The 15,409-nt window shown below is 67.4% G+C and carries 6 protein-coding genes and 2 pseudogenes; 1 reads left to right on the plus strand and 7 read right to left on the minus strand.

The window, feature by feature from the left end:
• Positions 1-8: 8 nt before the first annotated feature.
• From J2850_RS27455 to J2850_RS27485, 7 genes and pseudogenes are all read right to left on the minus strand, one after another.
• Positions 9-1,916 carry an ATP-binding protein gene (locus tag J2850_RS27455; protein ID WP_209989389.1) on the minus strand — a complete coding sequence of 636 codons (1,908 nt, stop codon included), beginning with the start codon at positions 1,914-1,916 and terminating at the stop codon, positions 9-11.
• Positions 1,913-3,247 carry a Pvc16 family protein gene (locus J2850_RS27460; RefSeq protein WP_209989391.1) on the minus strand — a complete coding sequence of 445 codons (1,335 nt, stop codon included), beginning with the start codon at positions 3,245-3,247 and terminating at the stop codon, positions 1,913-1,915. Before J2850_RS27460 ends, J2850_RS27455 begins: the two co-directional genes overlap by 4 nt.
• A gap of 822 nt (positions 3,248-4,069) precedes the next feature.
• Entirely contained in the window at positions 4,070-4,768 is a 699-nt protein-coding gene (locus J2850_RS27465; protein WP_209989394.1) for a hypothetical protein, read from the minus strand.
• Positions 4,769-4,785: 17 nt separating this feature from the next.
• Positions 4,786-5,313, minus strand: coding sequence for a phage tail protein (locus J2850_RS27470; protein WP_209989397.1), 528 nt, complete (start codon positions 5,311-5,313; stop codon positions 4,786-4,788).
• A 16-nt stretch (positions 5,314-5,329) separates the two neighbouring features.
• Positions 5,330-6,832: a phage tail sheath family protein gene (locus J2850_RS27475; protein WP_209989401.1), complete on the minus strand. Its 1,503-nt coding sequence runs from the start codon at positions 6,830-6,832 to the stop codon at positions 5,330-5,332.
• Between the two features lie 891 nt (positions 6,833-7,723).
• Positions 7,724-8,289 (minus strand): annotated as a pseudogene (locus J2850_RS27480) (IS6 family transposase); the annotation flags it as partial.
• Between the two features lie 66 nt (positions 8,290-8,355).
• Positions 8,356-8,970, minus strand: a pseudogene (locus J2850_RS27485) (IS701 family transposase); the annotation flags it as partial.
• Between the two features lie 208 nt (positions 8,971-9,178).
• On the opposite strand from J2850_RS27485, the gene J2850_RS27490 reads away from it, so the two are divergent.
• Positions 9,179-15,358: a hypothetical protein gene (locus J2850_RS27490; protein ID WP_209989404.1), complete on the plus strand. Its 6,180-nt coding sequence runs from the start codon at positions 9,179-9,181 to the stop codon at positions 15,356-15,358.
• Positions 15,359-15,409 lie beyond the last annotated feature (51 nt).

A 15,409-nucleotide genomic window follows, 5' to 3' on the forward strand; every position in this document is an offset into this window, starting at 1 on the left:
CCTGTCTCTCATACCCACCCCCTCGTCTCGGCGTCCGAAAGGGGCGCATCGCGCTTGCTGGCCTCTATGCGCGCAGCGGAGAGGAGCTCCGCCATCCCGATCGGTGTCCCTGCTTCAGCGGCGAGGAAGGCCGCCGAGAGGGCGATGTTGCGGATCGTTCCGCCCGCGACGCTGAGGCGGGCGAGCTTTCGGTAGTCGATGCCGTGAAGCGGTGCGTCCGCCGGGAACACAGCCCGCCAGATTCCCTCGCGCTGCGCCTCGCCTGGGAAAGGGAAGTGGATAACGAAGCGCAATCGGCGCTGGAAGGCGACGTCCAGCGCGGCCTTGTTGTTGGTGGTGAGGATCGCGAGCCCTGGATGGGCCTCCATGCGCTGGAGGAGAAAGCTCACCTCGATGTTGGCGTAGCGGTCGTGGCTGTCCTTGACGTCGCTCCGCTTGCCGAACAGTGCGTCTGCCTCGTCGAAGAGAAGGATCGCCCCGCTCTCCGCCGCCGCGTCGAAGAGCATCGCTAGGTTCTTTTCAGTCTCTCCGATGTATTTGCTGACGACCGCGGAAAGGTCGATGCGATAGAGCGGAAGGCCGAGCGCGCCGGCGAGGACCTCGGCGGCAAGCGTCTTGCCCGTACCGCTATCGCCCCAGAAGAGGGCGGCGATGCCAAGGCCGCGGGCGCTCTTGCCCGCGAACCCCCAGTCGTGATGGACCCTCATGCGGTGCCGCGCGTGCGAGGCGATCTCGGCGAGCATCCGTGTCTGTGCGGCCGGAAGGACGATATCACTCCAGGTGCCGCAGCTCTCGACGCGCTGGGCGACACCGGGCATCGGCGCCCGCTCGGCATCCGTCTCGCGCTCGACGGCGGCGGGGTCTAGGCCCCCGGCAGTGCGTGCCGTCTCGGCGAGCTCGGCGATACGGCGTGCGCCGAGGCGAAGGTGGGTCGCGAGCGCATCGACGGCCGCGCCCTCGCCGGTCGCACACGGGCCGAGTGCCGACCGCCAGAGACGCCGCCGCTCCGGTACGTCCGGCAGGTTGATAGTGAAGCGTATGCCGCTGCAGGGAAGCGCGTCCCGCCCCGCGATGACGACGAGGCCATCGACCCGCCCGGCAAAGCGGGCGACCGTCTCGCCCGCGGCGGCCCCGGCGCGGGTGATGATGAGACCGGAGGCAAGGAGCGCCCCGTCGCGCGACCAGAGCGTCGCGAGCGCCGCCTGCTCCCAGGCTCCGGTCGGGATGTTGGCGGCAAGGAGGCGGTGAAGATTGAGGCTGAGCCGCGCGGCGATATCGGCGGCGACGTCCTCCTGCCCGTGCTCGTCGTCGCCGGAGAGAATGAGGGGCCGAAGTCGGTCGCGGTCTTCGAGGATGCATGCGACCGCGCGGTCGACGACGGCACGGTGCGCCTCGCACATCCCCCCAGCCGGCCCAACGCGCTCGATGAGCGGGGCGAGGCGATGATCGAGATCGTTCAGCCCCGCGATGAAGTGAAGGACGCGCTCCTCGATTCTGATCCGCGACGCGGTGAGCCCCTCTGCCTCGTCCACGTCGACAAGCCGCCAGCGCCGTAGCGGCCCGTGCGGAGTGAGCGCGCTCCAATGCGGCTCCGGCAGCACGGCGAGGGCAATAGCGAAGGTGGGCCACGGCCGGGCCGGGTGGCCGCCGGCCGCACGGCACAGGACGGCGATCGCGGCATCCATCTCGACCCCGGCGGCCAGAAGGAGGATGTCCCGCTCGAAGCCGCTGAGACCGAACAGGGAGGCGAGGACGTCGATCGCCGCAGGCGACGGCATCGCGGCGCGGTAGGCGTCCGGCCGGTCGTTCCCGACCGTGTCCGTCTCGCCGAGCAGTTTCTTAATTCGGGCGAACTCGGCGACGAGCAGCCGCTGGTTCGCCTCGCTCCATCCGTTGAGATGGTGCGGAGCGTTCATGTGAACCTCACCGTCTGATTAAGGAAGGTCGGGGGCTCGGCGGAGCGGTCGACAATCGAACTCTCGACATCGTCGATCCTGAGGCGAGCAAGATGCGTGCCCGTCGGCGCGTCGGTAACGATGAAGGTGCACTCCGTGACGGGCGATGCAGGCGACGCCGGCCCGCCATGCGGCTCATGCTCAGCGCTGTCGAGGATGAGGGTGGCCCGCTGCCCTGCCCGGAGCGCCGGCGTGAACTCGACGGTGAACGATGCCGACCCGTCAGCTGCGCGCGGAACGACGAGCGGCAGGTTCGTCATGCGCGGCGCGATCATGAGGGCCACGCGGTTCGTCTCGCGCGGAGTGATCTCGCCGGGGCGGACGAGGCGGACCGCGACACGGTAGAGACCGGCCGGGAGCGCTGCGGCTTGGCCCGCGAGGGAAAACTCCACGACCCTGTCCGCCGGCTCGGGCGGCGAGACGGGCGGCAGCGCCGAGATCACCGCCTCGACCTCGAGGCGGTCGCTGTTGAGGACGACCTCCCGGCCCGTTCCGTCGAGATTAAGGCCTTCGAGCCGGACCGTGTCGCTGATCGCGGCGACCGGCTGCCGGTTGGGTGGCACCGCGGCCGTCAGGAGCGGCGGCGGCGGCACGAGGTGGGGTACGACGGTGATGCCGCGATCGCGCCCCGTCGCCGGATCGACAGGTCCGCGGCTTAGCACCGGAAGCGGCGCGTGCGAGGGGCGTGTCGCTTCAATCAGCACCACCGACGCGGTGTAGACGGCGGTCGGCCGGAAGTGGCTCTGCATCGCTGTCCAGAGCTTCGAGATCTCCTCGGTGTTGAGGTTCTGCGCCGTGATCTTGACGAGCTCGACCTGGTCCTCAAGTCCCGAGTCGCCGAGCGCGCGCAGCGCGGGGGGCAGCGCCGCGCCGACATCGGGCGAGGGATTGAGCGCCGTGCGAATCATCTCCCGCGTCAGCACCGAGCGCTCGTGCAGGAGCTGCATCGCGTAGCCGAGCAGGATCTCGGCATGGAGGTCGCCGCCGCTGTAGACGGAGAGGAGGTAGTGGAGGTCGAGCGCGAGCGGCGGGTTCGACAGGCGCTGGCGCCCGGAGCCGTCGCGCGAAGGCAGCATCGCGTTGCGCCAGCCCGAATTAGGCGTGACGTGGTAGAGAAACAGGTTGACTTGCGAGGCTTCCTGACCGCTCGGCTGGACGACGCGGTCCGGCGCGGCAACGCTCACCGTGACGCCGCTGCCGAGCGTGCCGGCAATGTTGTGGTTGACGAGGCCGTCGTTCAGGAGGTCGCGCAGGACCGCCGTGACGCCCGCGATGGCGAGGGCGGTCGTCACGGCCCCCCTCCCCTACCGTCGGCATCTGTTCCGCGCCGCCGGCCGCTCATGTCCGGTCCCTCGCGGCGAGGTAGGCGTCGAGCGAGCGCGGTTTCGGCGGCGCGGTTCCATTCGGGCTGCGGGCGGGCCGCGCCTCGCGCAGAGCGGTGACCTCAATGCGGCCGATGTGGACGTGCACCTCATTCGCGATACCCGGCGTGGCGGTCAGCCCTGGTGCCCGCGGGCCAGCTGAAAGCGCCGCCGCGTGGCCGTCTGTCGCGAACGCCGCTGCCCTTCGATCCCGTGGCGCACTCGTCGCCGGCCCGGGCGGAAGCAACGGCGGCGGATCGGCTTGCTCCGGCCGCATCACCCCTTGGCGCGGCATATCCGGCCTGTCTTCGGGTGGCCACACCGATCGACTATCGCCGGGAACGTCGCGCTCCGCACCGCGAGCCGGATGGTCGGAGCGTGCGGCCGTTGTCGCAGACGAAGACGGGCGCTCACCGCGCCTATCGCGTTGCGGCGCTGCGTCCTGCGGCCGCTCGCCCGGCTGTCCTGCCGGAGACGGCAGGTTGAGGGGTGACGGCGCGGTGTCGACGGTCTCCACCCCAGACCGCCTGGTGCTCCGACGGGGTATGTCGTCCCACGGGATATCGGGTGCGTCGGCCGGCGTGTCGTCCCCGATCGGACGCTCCGGCCGCGTCGGCTCCGCCGCCGGCCAATCCACAGCCCGCCACGGTGAAGGCGGCGCGAGCGCGTCGGCCCTATAAGGCAGCGTCGCCTGGGAGCGCACCGTCGGCGCGGTCCCGGCTGCGCGGGCGGCGAGTCGGTGGAGAAGGCCCGTCATTCCGTCACCATTGCAAGATAGGCTGCGCGCCGGGCAGGACTGAGGTCGAGGATTTCCGCCTCGCTCCAGCCATAGGCGCAGGCGAGCCTGTGCACATCTCCGAGGAGTTGGCGGGCCGAAACGGCAATCTCCTCCCACAGCAGCGCGCCTAGATCGAGGTCGGCGACGTTTTCATGGCCACACGCGACACAGGCGACCCGCATCGAGAGGTCCGCATCGGGCTCCCGTGCATCGAGCGCCGCCTCGATCTCGTGAAGCGTCGCTGCATCGACCGCACCACCGTTGCCCGCAACGAGGCAGCGCGCGAGGAGCCCTCGGACGGCTCGCTCGGTGTCCGTCTCGCCGTCGATTGCCGCAAGGTCGGCCAGGCTCGGTGGCCGCACGCGCCAGTCCCCAATCCTGATCTCGCCCGCCGGCTGCGGCGCAGGATCGACGAGCGCGGGCGCGTCGAGCGTCAGCTCCAGCCCTTCGCCACACGATTCGCAATCGACAACGACCGAGAGGCGGGGCCCAAATGTCGCAATGCGCAGGTCGAGAAGCGCGCGGGTGACGGTTCCGAGGGAAAGGTCGCCAACCGCCGCCGGCGGAATGTCTGGTCGCGCCCAAGCGGTGAGGAGTGCCGCACGGTCGACCGGGCGGCGGGTGGCGCCCCGTTCCCAGATCGACAATATCGTAGCGGCAGAGAGCGGTCGCATCGTTCGCAAGCCCCCGCTCAGACCGGAGGCTCGTTGTAGGACGGCTCGGACGGTTCGGCGACGTCGTAGTCACGCTCCCAACCTTCGTTCTCGAGCTTGATCGACTGGATCGCGATGGCGTTCGCGTTCGCGTCGAGGTCGGGCAGCGCCTGGAACTCCGACACCCAGCAGCGATAGACCTTATAGGCGAGCGCGAGCTGGCCGGCCTCGTTGTAGACCTCGATCAGGATGTCCTTGCGGAAGTCCTTGAGCGAGACCTCGGTGCCGCGACCGGATCCGTAGTTCCAGACCTTGTTCGCCCACACTTCGAACTCGATGTCGTGCGTCACGCCACGCTCAAGGCTGATCGCCTCGTACTTCGTGCGGCCGGGCGACTTCCGGCTGGTCGACGGATCGCCGCCCTCGCGATGCTCCACCATCTCGGTGGTGCGCTTCAGCGCCCCTACTTTGGAGACGCCGGCGACATAGCGGCCGTCCCATTTCACGCGGAACTTGAAGTTCTTGTATGGGTCGAACCGCGTCGCATTGACACTGAACTGGGCCATCGGAATGCCTCGCTGATCAGGTGGCAATCTGTCCAGCCATCTGCTGGACCTGGATCACGACGAACTCGGCGGGCTTGAGCGGCGCGAAGCCGACGACGATGTTGAGGATGCCGAGATTGATATCGTTCTGCGTTGTCGTCTGTCGGTCACAACGGACGAAGTAGGCATCCCTCGGCGTTGCGCCCTGGAAAGCACCCTGCCGGAAGAGCCCCTGCATGAAGGCGCCGACATTGAGCCGCACCTGTGCCCAGAGCGGCTCGTCGTTGGGCTCGAAGACGACCCACTGCGTACCGCGATAGAGGCTCTCCTCAAGGAAAAGGGCGAGGCGGCGGACTGGAAGGTACTTGTATTCGTCGGCGCTCGCGTCTGCTCCACGCAAGGTGCGTGCTCCCCAAACCACGCGGCCATTGACGCCGAACGAGCGCAAGCAGTTGATGCCGAGCGGGTTGAGCTGCCCATTCTCGAGGTCATTGAGGTTGACCTGAAGGTCCTGCACGCCGCCGAGCGCGGCGTCGAGGCCGGCCGGCGCCTTCCAGACGCCGCGAGTGACATCAGTCCGCGCGATGATCCCGGCGATCATGCCGGACGGCACAAAGGTGTCGACGCGGCTGTTCCGCAGAGGGTCAACCATCCTGACGCACGGGAAATAGAGTGCGGCGTTGCGCGCGGCGGGGCCGGTGAGGTTGAGATCGTTGCGCCCGTCGATAGCGTTTTCGACGGCCCCGTTGATCGAGGCGGCCCAGGCGGCATCGGGGTCGACGATCAGGACCGCGCGCCGCTCAACGCATAGCGCCAGGGCCGCCTGATACACATCCGTCGCCACTGCCGCATAGGTGGACGGAAACGATGCCGTGTCGCGCGCGAGCGGTGGGATGCAAAGGATATTGAAGAGGTCGGCACGGTTGAGAGCATAGATCCCCGTCTTCGGCCCCTGCTCACCGATCACGTCGGCCGGATCGAGATCGCTGCCGTCGAACCCTCCGTCAACCTCGGCAACGACGTCAACCCAGTCGACGGTCTGAGTCGTTCCCGAAACCACGACGTTCGACAACGGCCGGAAGGCGGGCATCTCGCCGGAGACGCGGACGTAGGCCGATTCGCGTTCTAATACCCGCGGCAGGAAGCGTGAATCGGCTGGGTCCGTCGACACCGTGCGGAAGAACTCGATCTTGAATTCGTCGCGGCCCGCCCGCGGCTGGTAGCGGACGGTGAGGTTGAAGCGTGTCTCGTCCACGGCCGGCGGGGAGGCTCGCGGGAGCGTGCGGTCGGTGTCGTAGTCGACGGCGGCGCTCAGCCGATTCCCCCAGTCCCCGGCGCTAGACGCCGTGAGCACCAGATCTTCCCCTGGACTGCCGCTGGGCAAGGTAATCGCAGCCGCCCGCGCGTCGTCATGCACGACGCGGACGACGAGAGCCATGGCGCCGCCATTGAGGTAGAAATCGCGCACCGCGTAACTCATCGGACAGTCGAGGGCGAGGCCGCCGAACCGGCGCTCGTAGTCGGCGAACCCGGTGAGCATCTGCGGCTCGTTCGCTGGCCCCGCAGCGGCCCGGCCGACGAAGGCAGTAATCGACGTGGATACCCCCGTGATGGTCCGAACACCGCTCGGAACCTCTTGGATATAGACTCCAGGATAGCTGACGGCGACTGCCATTTTTCGCCCCCACGATGAATACGGTACAACCGTTTCTTGACCAGGGTTATAGGCAAGCTCTTCCTGCCCGCCGCTAACCACTCTGACAATCCAGTCAATTTCTTAGGGCCAACTTATCGATAATGTTCTGTAAAATAATTTTATTAAAATCTTTTCTTCCGATAATGACTTGTGAAAATTCAATGAAAAAAAGATTTTATTTCATCGACTGAATGCGAATTTCAAAAAATGATAGCTCGCGGTCGTTATTTAGAAAACTACAGAAAATGCCATATTCACAGCACAGTGACAGGTACGCACCTCGATGATCCCAGCATACCGCATTATCTGACATCTCTCAACAAAACTAATTATCTTCTTCCAGTCGGTGTACCTCTTGCTCAATGCCATCAGAGTATCAAAATATTAGAAACACATCTATAAATTCATAAGACAAAAAGCCGGCTCAAGCCGATTCAATTCGAATCATCATATTATTGTATGCAGAGTTCTGATAATGATTAACTCGGATGTCCTGTCTGGTCGGTAGAAGTTGAGCAATGACACCACCGCTGTAATTCCTGTTCATGCGATATTTCACCGGCAGCATGTTAATATGGAGAAGGGTATGCCAAGCGGCTATCCGAAAAGCTATGGGTGCGATCATGTCGAGTCCTGGGGGACTGAGATGGTCGCCGTTTCTGAGTTCTCCCGCAGGCTCTGATGCAAAGTTAGCCGGCAGGCGCGAAATGATGGTCCTGAGCATCACCGCCGATGCTATGCGTCCTGTATTTCGAGCTGCTGGCTGATGAACTGGACGGCCCCGGCGAGCGCGCTAGGTCCGACGTTGAAGGCGCGTTCGACGAAGCGCGCCTCGCCCTGCATGTCGCGGGTGATGTTGAAGCTGGACGCTTGGCCTTTGCGGAGCGCCCGCATCACCTCAAATCCCTTGATCGTCGCGTAGGCCGTCTTCAGGGTCTTGAAACCTCGCACCGGCCGGATCAGTTGCTTCAGCTTGCCGTGCTCGGCCTCGACCACATCGTTCAGATACTTGACATACCGGTGCTCGGTCGCCTCGGGACATTTGCCCTCGGCCTCAGCTCCGCCAAGGCCGGCCCATAAGTTGGCGCCTTGTCGGTATTGATGACCGTCGGCGTCTCCCACTTCCTCAAGCCGTTCAACGCCTTGGACAGGAAGCGCTTGGCGGCGGCGGTATTGCGCGTGGGAGAGAGATAGAAGTCGATGGTGTTGCCATGCTTGTCGACAGCTTGGTACAGGTAGGCCCACTTGCCGCCCACCTTCACGTAGGTCTCGTCAACCCGCCAGCTAGCATTACAGTTGCGCCCTTTGCCTGATGTGAGCGTCCTTAGCGACGGCTTGGTGGCATCGCCTCCATACGGACCATGCGATCACGAAGGTAGGTTCGATGTGGCGCAGGGCCAGACGGTTGGCGACCCGCCTGATCTCCTGTATCGACCATCGGACCATGGCGGGGTTTCTTTGCGCATCGTTTTTTGGGGGGCGGTTACCGTCTCCGCCTTGTGACGGATCACGGCGAGCAAGGCAAAGGCGAGCATGACCAACGAGACGTGGCGATGCCAGCCGTGCCAACTCCGGGTCTCGTTATGGTCCAACCTAAGTTCATTCTTCGCCGTCTCGAAGGCATCCTCGATCGCCCAGCGCCGCCCTTCGACCCGGACCAGAGTGTCCAGGGAGGTGCCGACGGGGCACCATGTCGTGAAGAAGGCCAGTTCTCCGTCGGCGGGCCGGCGCCGGATCAGCAGGCCCCGCGTCCAGATACCCAAGCCGGGCGGCGCTCCGAGCTCCTCGGGATCGAGGTCGGCCAACTCCAGGTAGGCCCATTCGAACAGGCGCGGCCCTTTGGTGCCTTCGCCGGCCGAGAGGCGGAGCCATTCACCCTCGGACAAGCTGTTCGCGATCGTCTCGGCCGTGCCCGCCACCACACGTGGCTTGTCCCAGGAATTGAATTGGGCCGTGCTCGCAACGCCGAGCACGTAGCCCTTCCGGAAAGGACGACGGCAAGCGTCCAAGTGCGGCCGCAGTGCCCACGCAGTGGCGTTGGCGAAGAGGCCACCCAGCGGTCGTTCTCGACGTTCCACGTGTACCATATGCGTCCTGGGGAATGCGGCGAAACGCCTCGTTCGCATGGTTGCAGTCCCCGATCCTCTCGCCACCCTTCCCGACCACGCCGGGTTGAAGTAAGTTGCACGTATGCCCGACCATCCCGTCCAGCCCTCCCCGAACCCTTACGCGCCGCCGAACTTCTTTGAGATGGACGACCGGCAGTTCGAAGAGATGTCCCGAGCGCTGTTCGACAAAGAAGCGCACCTGCGTAACGCCGACTTCTACGGGACACCTGGGCAGAAGCAGTACGGCATCGACATCATCGCCGACCGTGCCGCCGGCGATGGCGTCGAGGTCATATCCTGCAAGTGCTACCGAAAACACGCCAACTGGCAGATCAAGAAATTTTCCGACGAGTTCCTGGAGCACTGGGACGATCTGTGGAAGCCGCAAGGCGTTCGGCGCTTCGTCCTCGCATCTGCGGCGCGCACCGACACCACGCAGATGCAGAACGCCATCCGCGCCGAGTTCAAACGCTTCAAAAAGCTGGGCGTCGACTACGAGGTTTGGCACCCGGGGCGTCTGCAGGAACTACTACGCCCACACCGGCCAATTGTCGTTCAGTACATCGGCGCGTACCACGCAACACGCATCTGCGGCAGCGAGACCCTGGAAATGGCCGGCATGACCGGCGGCGGATTGGTCAACGCCCTCCTCGCCTCGCAGACGGTCGAACTGCAACGGCTTCTCGCCGGCACTGTTCCGCCCCGCATCGAACGCGCCATTGATCGCATCCGCCGAGGCGACGGGCGAAGCGCCGAAGACGATCTGACAACGATCCGCACGGACCCGCAGACCTGGGCGGTTCTGGGAGCCGACGTCCAAGCCCGCGTGCTGCGCCTCAGCGCGTCCTGCCGCCTTCGGCTGGACGATCTCGTCGCAGCCGAAGCCCTGGCGGACGAGGCGGACCGGCTTTGTCCACCTCCTGACGAGCCTCGCCTGCGGGCGCTCATCGGGCTGCGTCGCGAAGGCCCTGAGAAGGCGCTCGCCGTCCTCGGAAACCCAGTCAGCCCGGACGGCGTCCACCTCCAGGTGGGGCTGCTCATCGTAGCCGGACGCCTCGACGAGGCCGGCACCGTTCTCGAGGGCTGGTCGGCGACCGCCGCTCCGCATGCCGAGGCCAGCCGTCTTCGTGCGCTGCTCGCGCTGGAGCGGAACGACCGCGACGGCGCCCTTGCGGCGGTCCGCGATGCCGAGCGGCTCGAGCCCTCCTGGGCCGCCGTCCGCGAGACAGGCGGGCGGGTCCGTTACGCCCTAGCCGTGTCGAGGGCGGTGCCGCCGTCCGCGCTGCGCGCGCCCAACCCCATCGATCCGGGGCTCATCCTTGAGGACGAGACCGCCCGGCGCTTGCTCACCGAAGCCGACCAGGCGTTCGTCGGCTGGCTGGAAGCGCCGCTCGACGAAGAGGAACGGCGGGTCGCGGAGACTTGGCGGCTGGCCACCCTTGCTGCGCGCCGGCACCGTCCGGCCGCGGCGGCGGACTACGCGGCCGAGCTACTGAACCGCGAGCCGACGCATTGGGGCGCCATCGCCTGGTCGCTGACGCGCGACTATCCCTTCGACCGCCCGGCAACACTGGAGGCGCTAGACCGTCTTCTCGCCGCCGGAGACGGCGAGGCGGCGCATCTGATCGCGGCCGTGTGGATCGAACTCGACCAAGGTCGTACGGACGACGCCCGCAACCTCCTCGACCGCCACGCCGGGCGATTCACACAGCGCGAGGACGCGGCTCTGCTCCGCTTCTGGCGGGACCGGCTCGCGGTCGCCCCGAAAGACCGATCCGAGGCGCCGCAAGCAGGACTCGCGCAGGCCTTGGATGAGGCCCTAAACGCTGGCGATTGGCGACCGGTGGCAGACCTCCTCGCGCGGCTGGCCGACGACGCGGAGCATCGGCCACTCCTTCTGCCGGCCAGCCGGGCCCTAGCGGAAGCCAACCGTTGGGCAGAGCTGCGCGCCCACATCAACACGCTCGCTAAGCACATTGCCACGCCGGAAGCCATCCGCCTCGCCGCCTTCATCGCCGGCAACACCGGAGCGCCGGACCATGCAATCGAGCTCATCGAGGCGTACCAGGACGCCAGCGGCGTTGCCATCCTTCCGAACGACCTGCACCGTCTGCGCGCCGCCGCCCTCTGGCTGTCCGGCGACATCGCCGGCGCGCTGCGCGACGCCCAGGAGCTGGCTCTGATCAGCGGCGAGCCCGGCGATCTTATCCGACAGGCCGAGTTCGCCCTACAGGTAGGCAATCTCACGCTGGCGGAGCTGACGATACGCACCCCCGCCGTCCTGTCGGCCCTGTCGGGGGAGTACGCCGTGCAGTGGGCCGGCCGCTTGGCGTCGGTCGCGCCGGCGACTTCGCGCCGCCTCCTGGAGCACGCCGTCGAGCAGGGCCTGCCCGACGCCGCTATCCCCGCCGCATTGGGCCAGAGCCTGCGCCTTGCCGACGAGCGCATCATCCGCCGACTGTCCGCCGAGCTGGCTCGCCTAGCCGCCGCCGACCCGGCTGGCCCGGTGTGGGCGCTCGACGCGCTGGAGCTTCCCAAGTGGCTTGCCGAAGCCCGCCGGCGGGCCGAGGATGCGGCCGGTCGGCACGCCCGCGGCGAGATCCCAGCGCACATTATCGCTCCTGCCATGGGGCCCGGCTTCGCCGATCTGTTCTGCCGAACCGGTACCGACGAGGCGATCGCTCAGCCCCGCCGCCCCCCGCTGCTTATCCAATACGGCGGCCGTCTCGCCGTGCCGACAACACTCGGCTTCCCATTTGCCGCCCCGCTGCACATCGACACCACGGCGCTGCTGCTGGCCCACGGCATCGGACTGCTCGACGTGCTGGACGACACGGGAGCCCCGCTCTACCTGCCATCCGCTCTGCCGCAGGCCATCGCGCATCTCGAGGTCGAGGCGCTCGCCCACCAACCTGATCGCGCTGCCGCCCAGGACGCCATCCGGCGGGCGGTGGCGGCCAGCCGCGCGCGGTCGACCGCGACCGATGGGCCGGCAGCGGTGGGCGCACGCCGGGCGTGGCGGGTGGTGCACGGCTTCGACGCCCAGGAGGAACCGCTGATCGAGCCGAACCACGCCGGCATCGTACCGCTCCGGGCGGTCGCCGACGCCCTTCTGGCGAGCGGGCGGCTCGATCCCGAACGGTACGCCGAAGTCGTCGCCAGGCTGGAGCCCAACGCCGCTGGGCAACGCCTGACGCTCGGTGATCAGCTCGATTTCGAAGGCGACGCCTTGGAATCGCTCGCGGTCTCCGGCGCTCTGGAGGAGACGCTGACCAGCTTCGACGTCCGGGTCGATTTCCGCTACCTCGATGATGCGGCCGCCGCGCTCGCGACCCTTGAGGAGCGCCGACGGTTGGCCGATCGGCTGCGTGACTTGCGGGAGCGGGTTGCCGCGCGCGTGACGGCCGGACAATGGCGGCTGTTGCCGGCGCGCCGTCGCCTCGCCGACGAGGACGAGGATACGGCCGGCAGTCGGTCCGCGGTCGAATTGTGCCTGCGCGAACTGCTGCACATCCCAGCCGGCGAAGCCGCCACGCTGTGGATCGATGACCGTTTCCTCAGCCGGTATGCGGAGGCGCAGGGACATCTCATCGTCGGCGTCGGCGACATCCTTTCCGCGCTCCGCGCAGCCAGCATCATCGACGCGCCGCGCCACTTCGCGTTCCTCCTACGGCTCCGTCGGGCACGGGCGCATTTCCTGCCGGTGACCACCGACGAGGCGCTGCACCACCTGGCCGCCGCCCGCATCGACGCCGGCGCCGTCATCGAGACGCCCGCCCTGCGCACGCTGCGGCAGTCTTTCGCCGACACGCTTGAGCTCGAGCCGTTCTGGTCGTTGCCAGCCCCGACGGCCGTCCGCGGACCGCACGGGGAACTGCCGCTGGTGCTGCGCGCCTTGCGGTTGTTCGACGAGGTGCTCCTGGCGATCTGGAAGCGTCTGGACCTCGACATCACGACCTGCGAGGCGTGGTCCGACTGGGCTTGGTCAGCCCTTAGGGCTCAGAGGTTCGCGCGCATGCCGCTTGCCGGCGGCGAAGAAGAAGTGCGCAGCCTGGCCGTTCAGCTCCTCGCCTCGCCGGTTGCCCAGGCCATCAGCTTATTCGCGGTGCGCGACGGCGCTGTACAGCGCCGTTGCCGCGCGCTCATGGCGTGGCTGGAGAGCCGCGTGTTGGCTCCAGTGCTCGATACCGACCCCGATCTCGTCGAAGCGGCGGCAGATTCGCTCGCGCAATCGCTCGCCGGCCTGCTGGAGACGGCCCCGGAGTCCGAATCCGCCCCGCCCGGAGAGGATGAGCTCCGACTCTGGAAGGACTTCCTGGTTCGCTTCGTAGCCATCCTCCCCGACGCGATCCGGTTGCGGCTCCACGCCAACAGCGTTTTCGCCAATGCCATCGACCTGCGCATCCGGACGCTACTTACGCTCAACGGCATCGATTTCGACGTCGAGGCGTTCTGGGGCGCGGTAGCGCGTGTCTGCTGCGGCAACACCGCGGCTTTGACGTCGGCCGACGGCAAAACCCAGGTCCGACTTGTGTCGTCCCGTAACATGGGCTCAGCCGGCTCCATCGCCGTGACCGGTGGGTTACGCTGCACCATCGCCGCGGATCCAGCCTTCGGCGCTCTGACGGGTAGCGAGCCCCTGCGCCGACGCTTCCTGGAGAAGCATCCGGAGTGGTTCGACCGCCCCACCGCCGAACGCGCCGCCCTGATCGCCGCAGTCGCGGCCGAACCCTCGGCGGCCACGCGGATGCGGCTTCTCATGGAGCACCGAGACCGCAGCGTCATCTGCCAACGCGCCCAACGCCGAATGGCCCTTGAGGAGCATGACCAACTCAAGCTCGCGCCTCCGGATGCGACCGACCTGCTGGGCCACCTGCGCCTCGACCCCACCGCTGGATCGCCGGCGGACGCTCTAGCGCAAGCGGCGCGGACCCTCGTTGAAGAACTCGGCCCGGTCGAGGCAGTTCGGCGCCTCGCCGGATTGCCAATTCCGCCGCCCGACGCCGTCGTGGCGGGGTTCGCCAGCCTTGCGCCGGACGAGCGGAACCGCGCCCTCGGTGTGCTCGCGGAGGAGTCGTCCGCCCCGCTTGGACGGTTGCATGTCCTCGCGCTGATGCGCCGTTTCAGCCATGCCAGCTTGGTCGCCGAACTCGACCGCCTGCTCGCCGATTGGGCGGAGGCTGGGGACTCCTTCGTTGCCCTCCTGCGCTGGACGGCGGGGCGGCCCGCCGACGAGCCCAGCTGGCGGCAGCTGAATGGAGCCTACCGTCTGGCACTGATCTGGACCCACGCGCATCAGGTGACCGATGCCCTTCTGGCTGCCGGAGCGACGCGGAAAGCGATCGCCGAGTTCCTCAAATCGACGCCGAGCTCGCGACGGTTGGAGCGGGTGATGACCATAGAGGCCGGCTTCGACGACTCGATCCTCAACCCCGAAGTTATGCTGGACGGCGCCGCGCTGCTCGCCAATGGCTTGGCGTCGGCGCTCGGAGCGGAAGATGCCCTGCTGCTCGCGCCGGAACGGCGCGCGCACCTGGAGACCGCGTTGGGCTGGACGGAGGGGGACCGATGCGGCCTGCTCCCCTCGCTGCTGCGCGACACGCGCGGCCTGGAGGTGCCGTTCGGTTCGTTCCTCGGCCAGCGGCCGGACGCTCTGCTCGAGGCCGTTGCCGGTACCGGTGCCGGATGGCCGCGGGTCGGCGAGGTGGGGGAAATGGCACGCGCCGCTGTGCTCGCGCGGCCGCAAGAGGCGGACGGCTGGCTCTCCGTCCATTTCACTGGTCTCGACCGCATCGCGGCATGTCCCAACCTCGCCGAGGCCATTGCCAGGCTCGACGTCACGGCGCTCGCGACCGAGCCCGATCGCGCCGGCAGCTTCGTGCTGCAGATCGCCGCCGGGATTGCAGCCCGGATCGGGAACGAGCCCGCCCACCGGTTCCGAGACTGCCTCATGGTGGCCGCGGAGGCGCTAGCGCTTCGTCATCGCGGTCCCATCCTGCCGATGGACGACGAGGCGCAGGTTGCGCCTCCCGCCGTCGAGGCGGCACAGCGCCTGCTCGAGGCGTTGGGAGCGTTGGCGAAGCGGCCATCGCTGGCGGAGGCCGTCGCCGAGCTGGCGGACGGCCTGACGCGTGTAGCCGATGCTTGGCCAAATGCCGCCCCGCTCTGGCGCCACGTCGCCGGGCGGCTGGTCGAGCGCCTGCCGTTCGCCGTCGCTGAACCGCTTTGGCGGACGTGGGTGGGACTTCGCTCGCGCGCCTGAGCCGCATGCGCCGGCATGGGCACCAAGCTGGAGGGCGCGTTCGTCGGTTAT

Source organism: Azospirillum picis (genome assembly GCF_017876115.1).
In the GTDB taxonomy this organism is placed as follows: domain Bacteria; phylum Pseudomonadota; class Alphaproteobacteria; order Azospirillales; family Azospirillaceae; genus Azospirillum; species Azospirillum picis.

Coding starts and splice junctions, on each gene's coding strand:
- J2850_RS27490 (WP_209989404.1), top strand. CDS start 9,179: ATGCCCGACCATCCCGTCCAGCCCTCCCCGAACCCTTACGCGCCGCCG.
- J2850_RS27470 (WP_209989397.1), bottom strand. CDS start 5,313: ATGGCCCAGTTCAGTGTCAATGCGACGCGGTTCGACCCATACAAGAAC.
- J2850_RS27455 (WP_209989389.1), bottom strand. CDS start 1,916: ATGAACGCTCCGCACCATCTCAACGGATGGAGCGAGGCGAACCAGCGG.
- J2850_RS27465 (WP_209989394.1), bottom strand. CDS start 4,768: ATGCGACCGCTCTCTGCCGCTACGATATTGTCGATCTGGGAACGGGGC.
- J2850_RS27475 (WP_209989401.1), bottom strand. CDS start 6,832: ATGCTCACCGGGTTCGCCGACTACGAGCGCCGGTTCGGCGGCCTCGCC.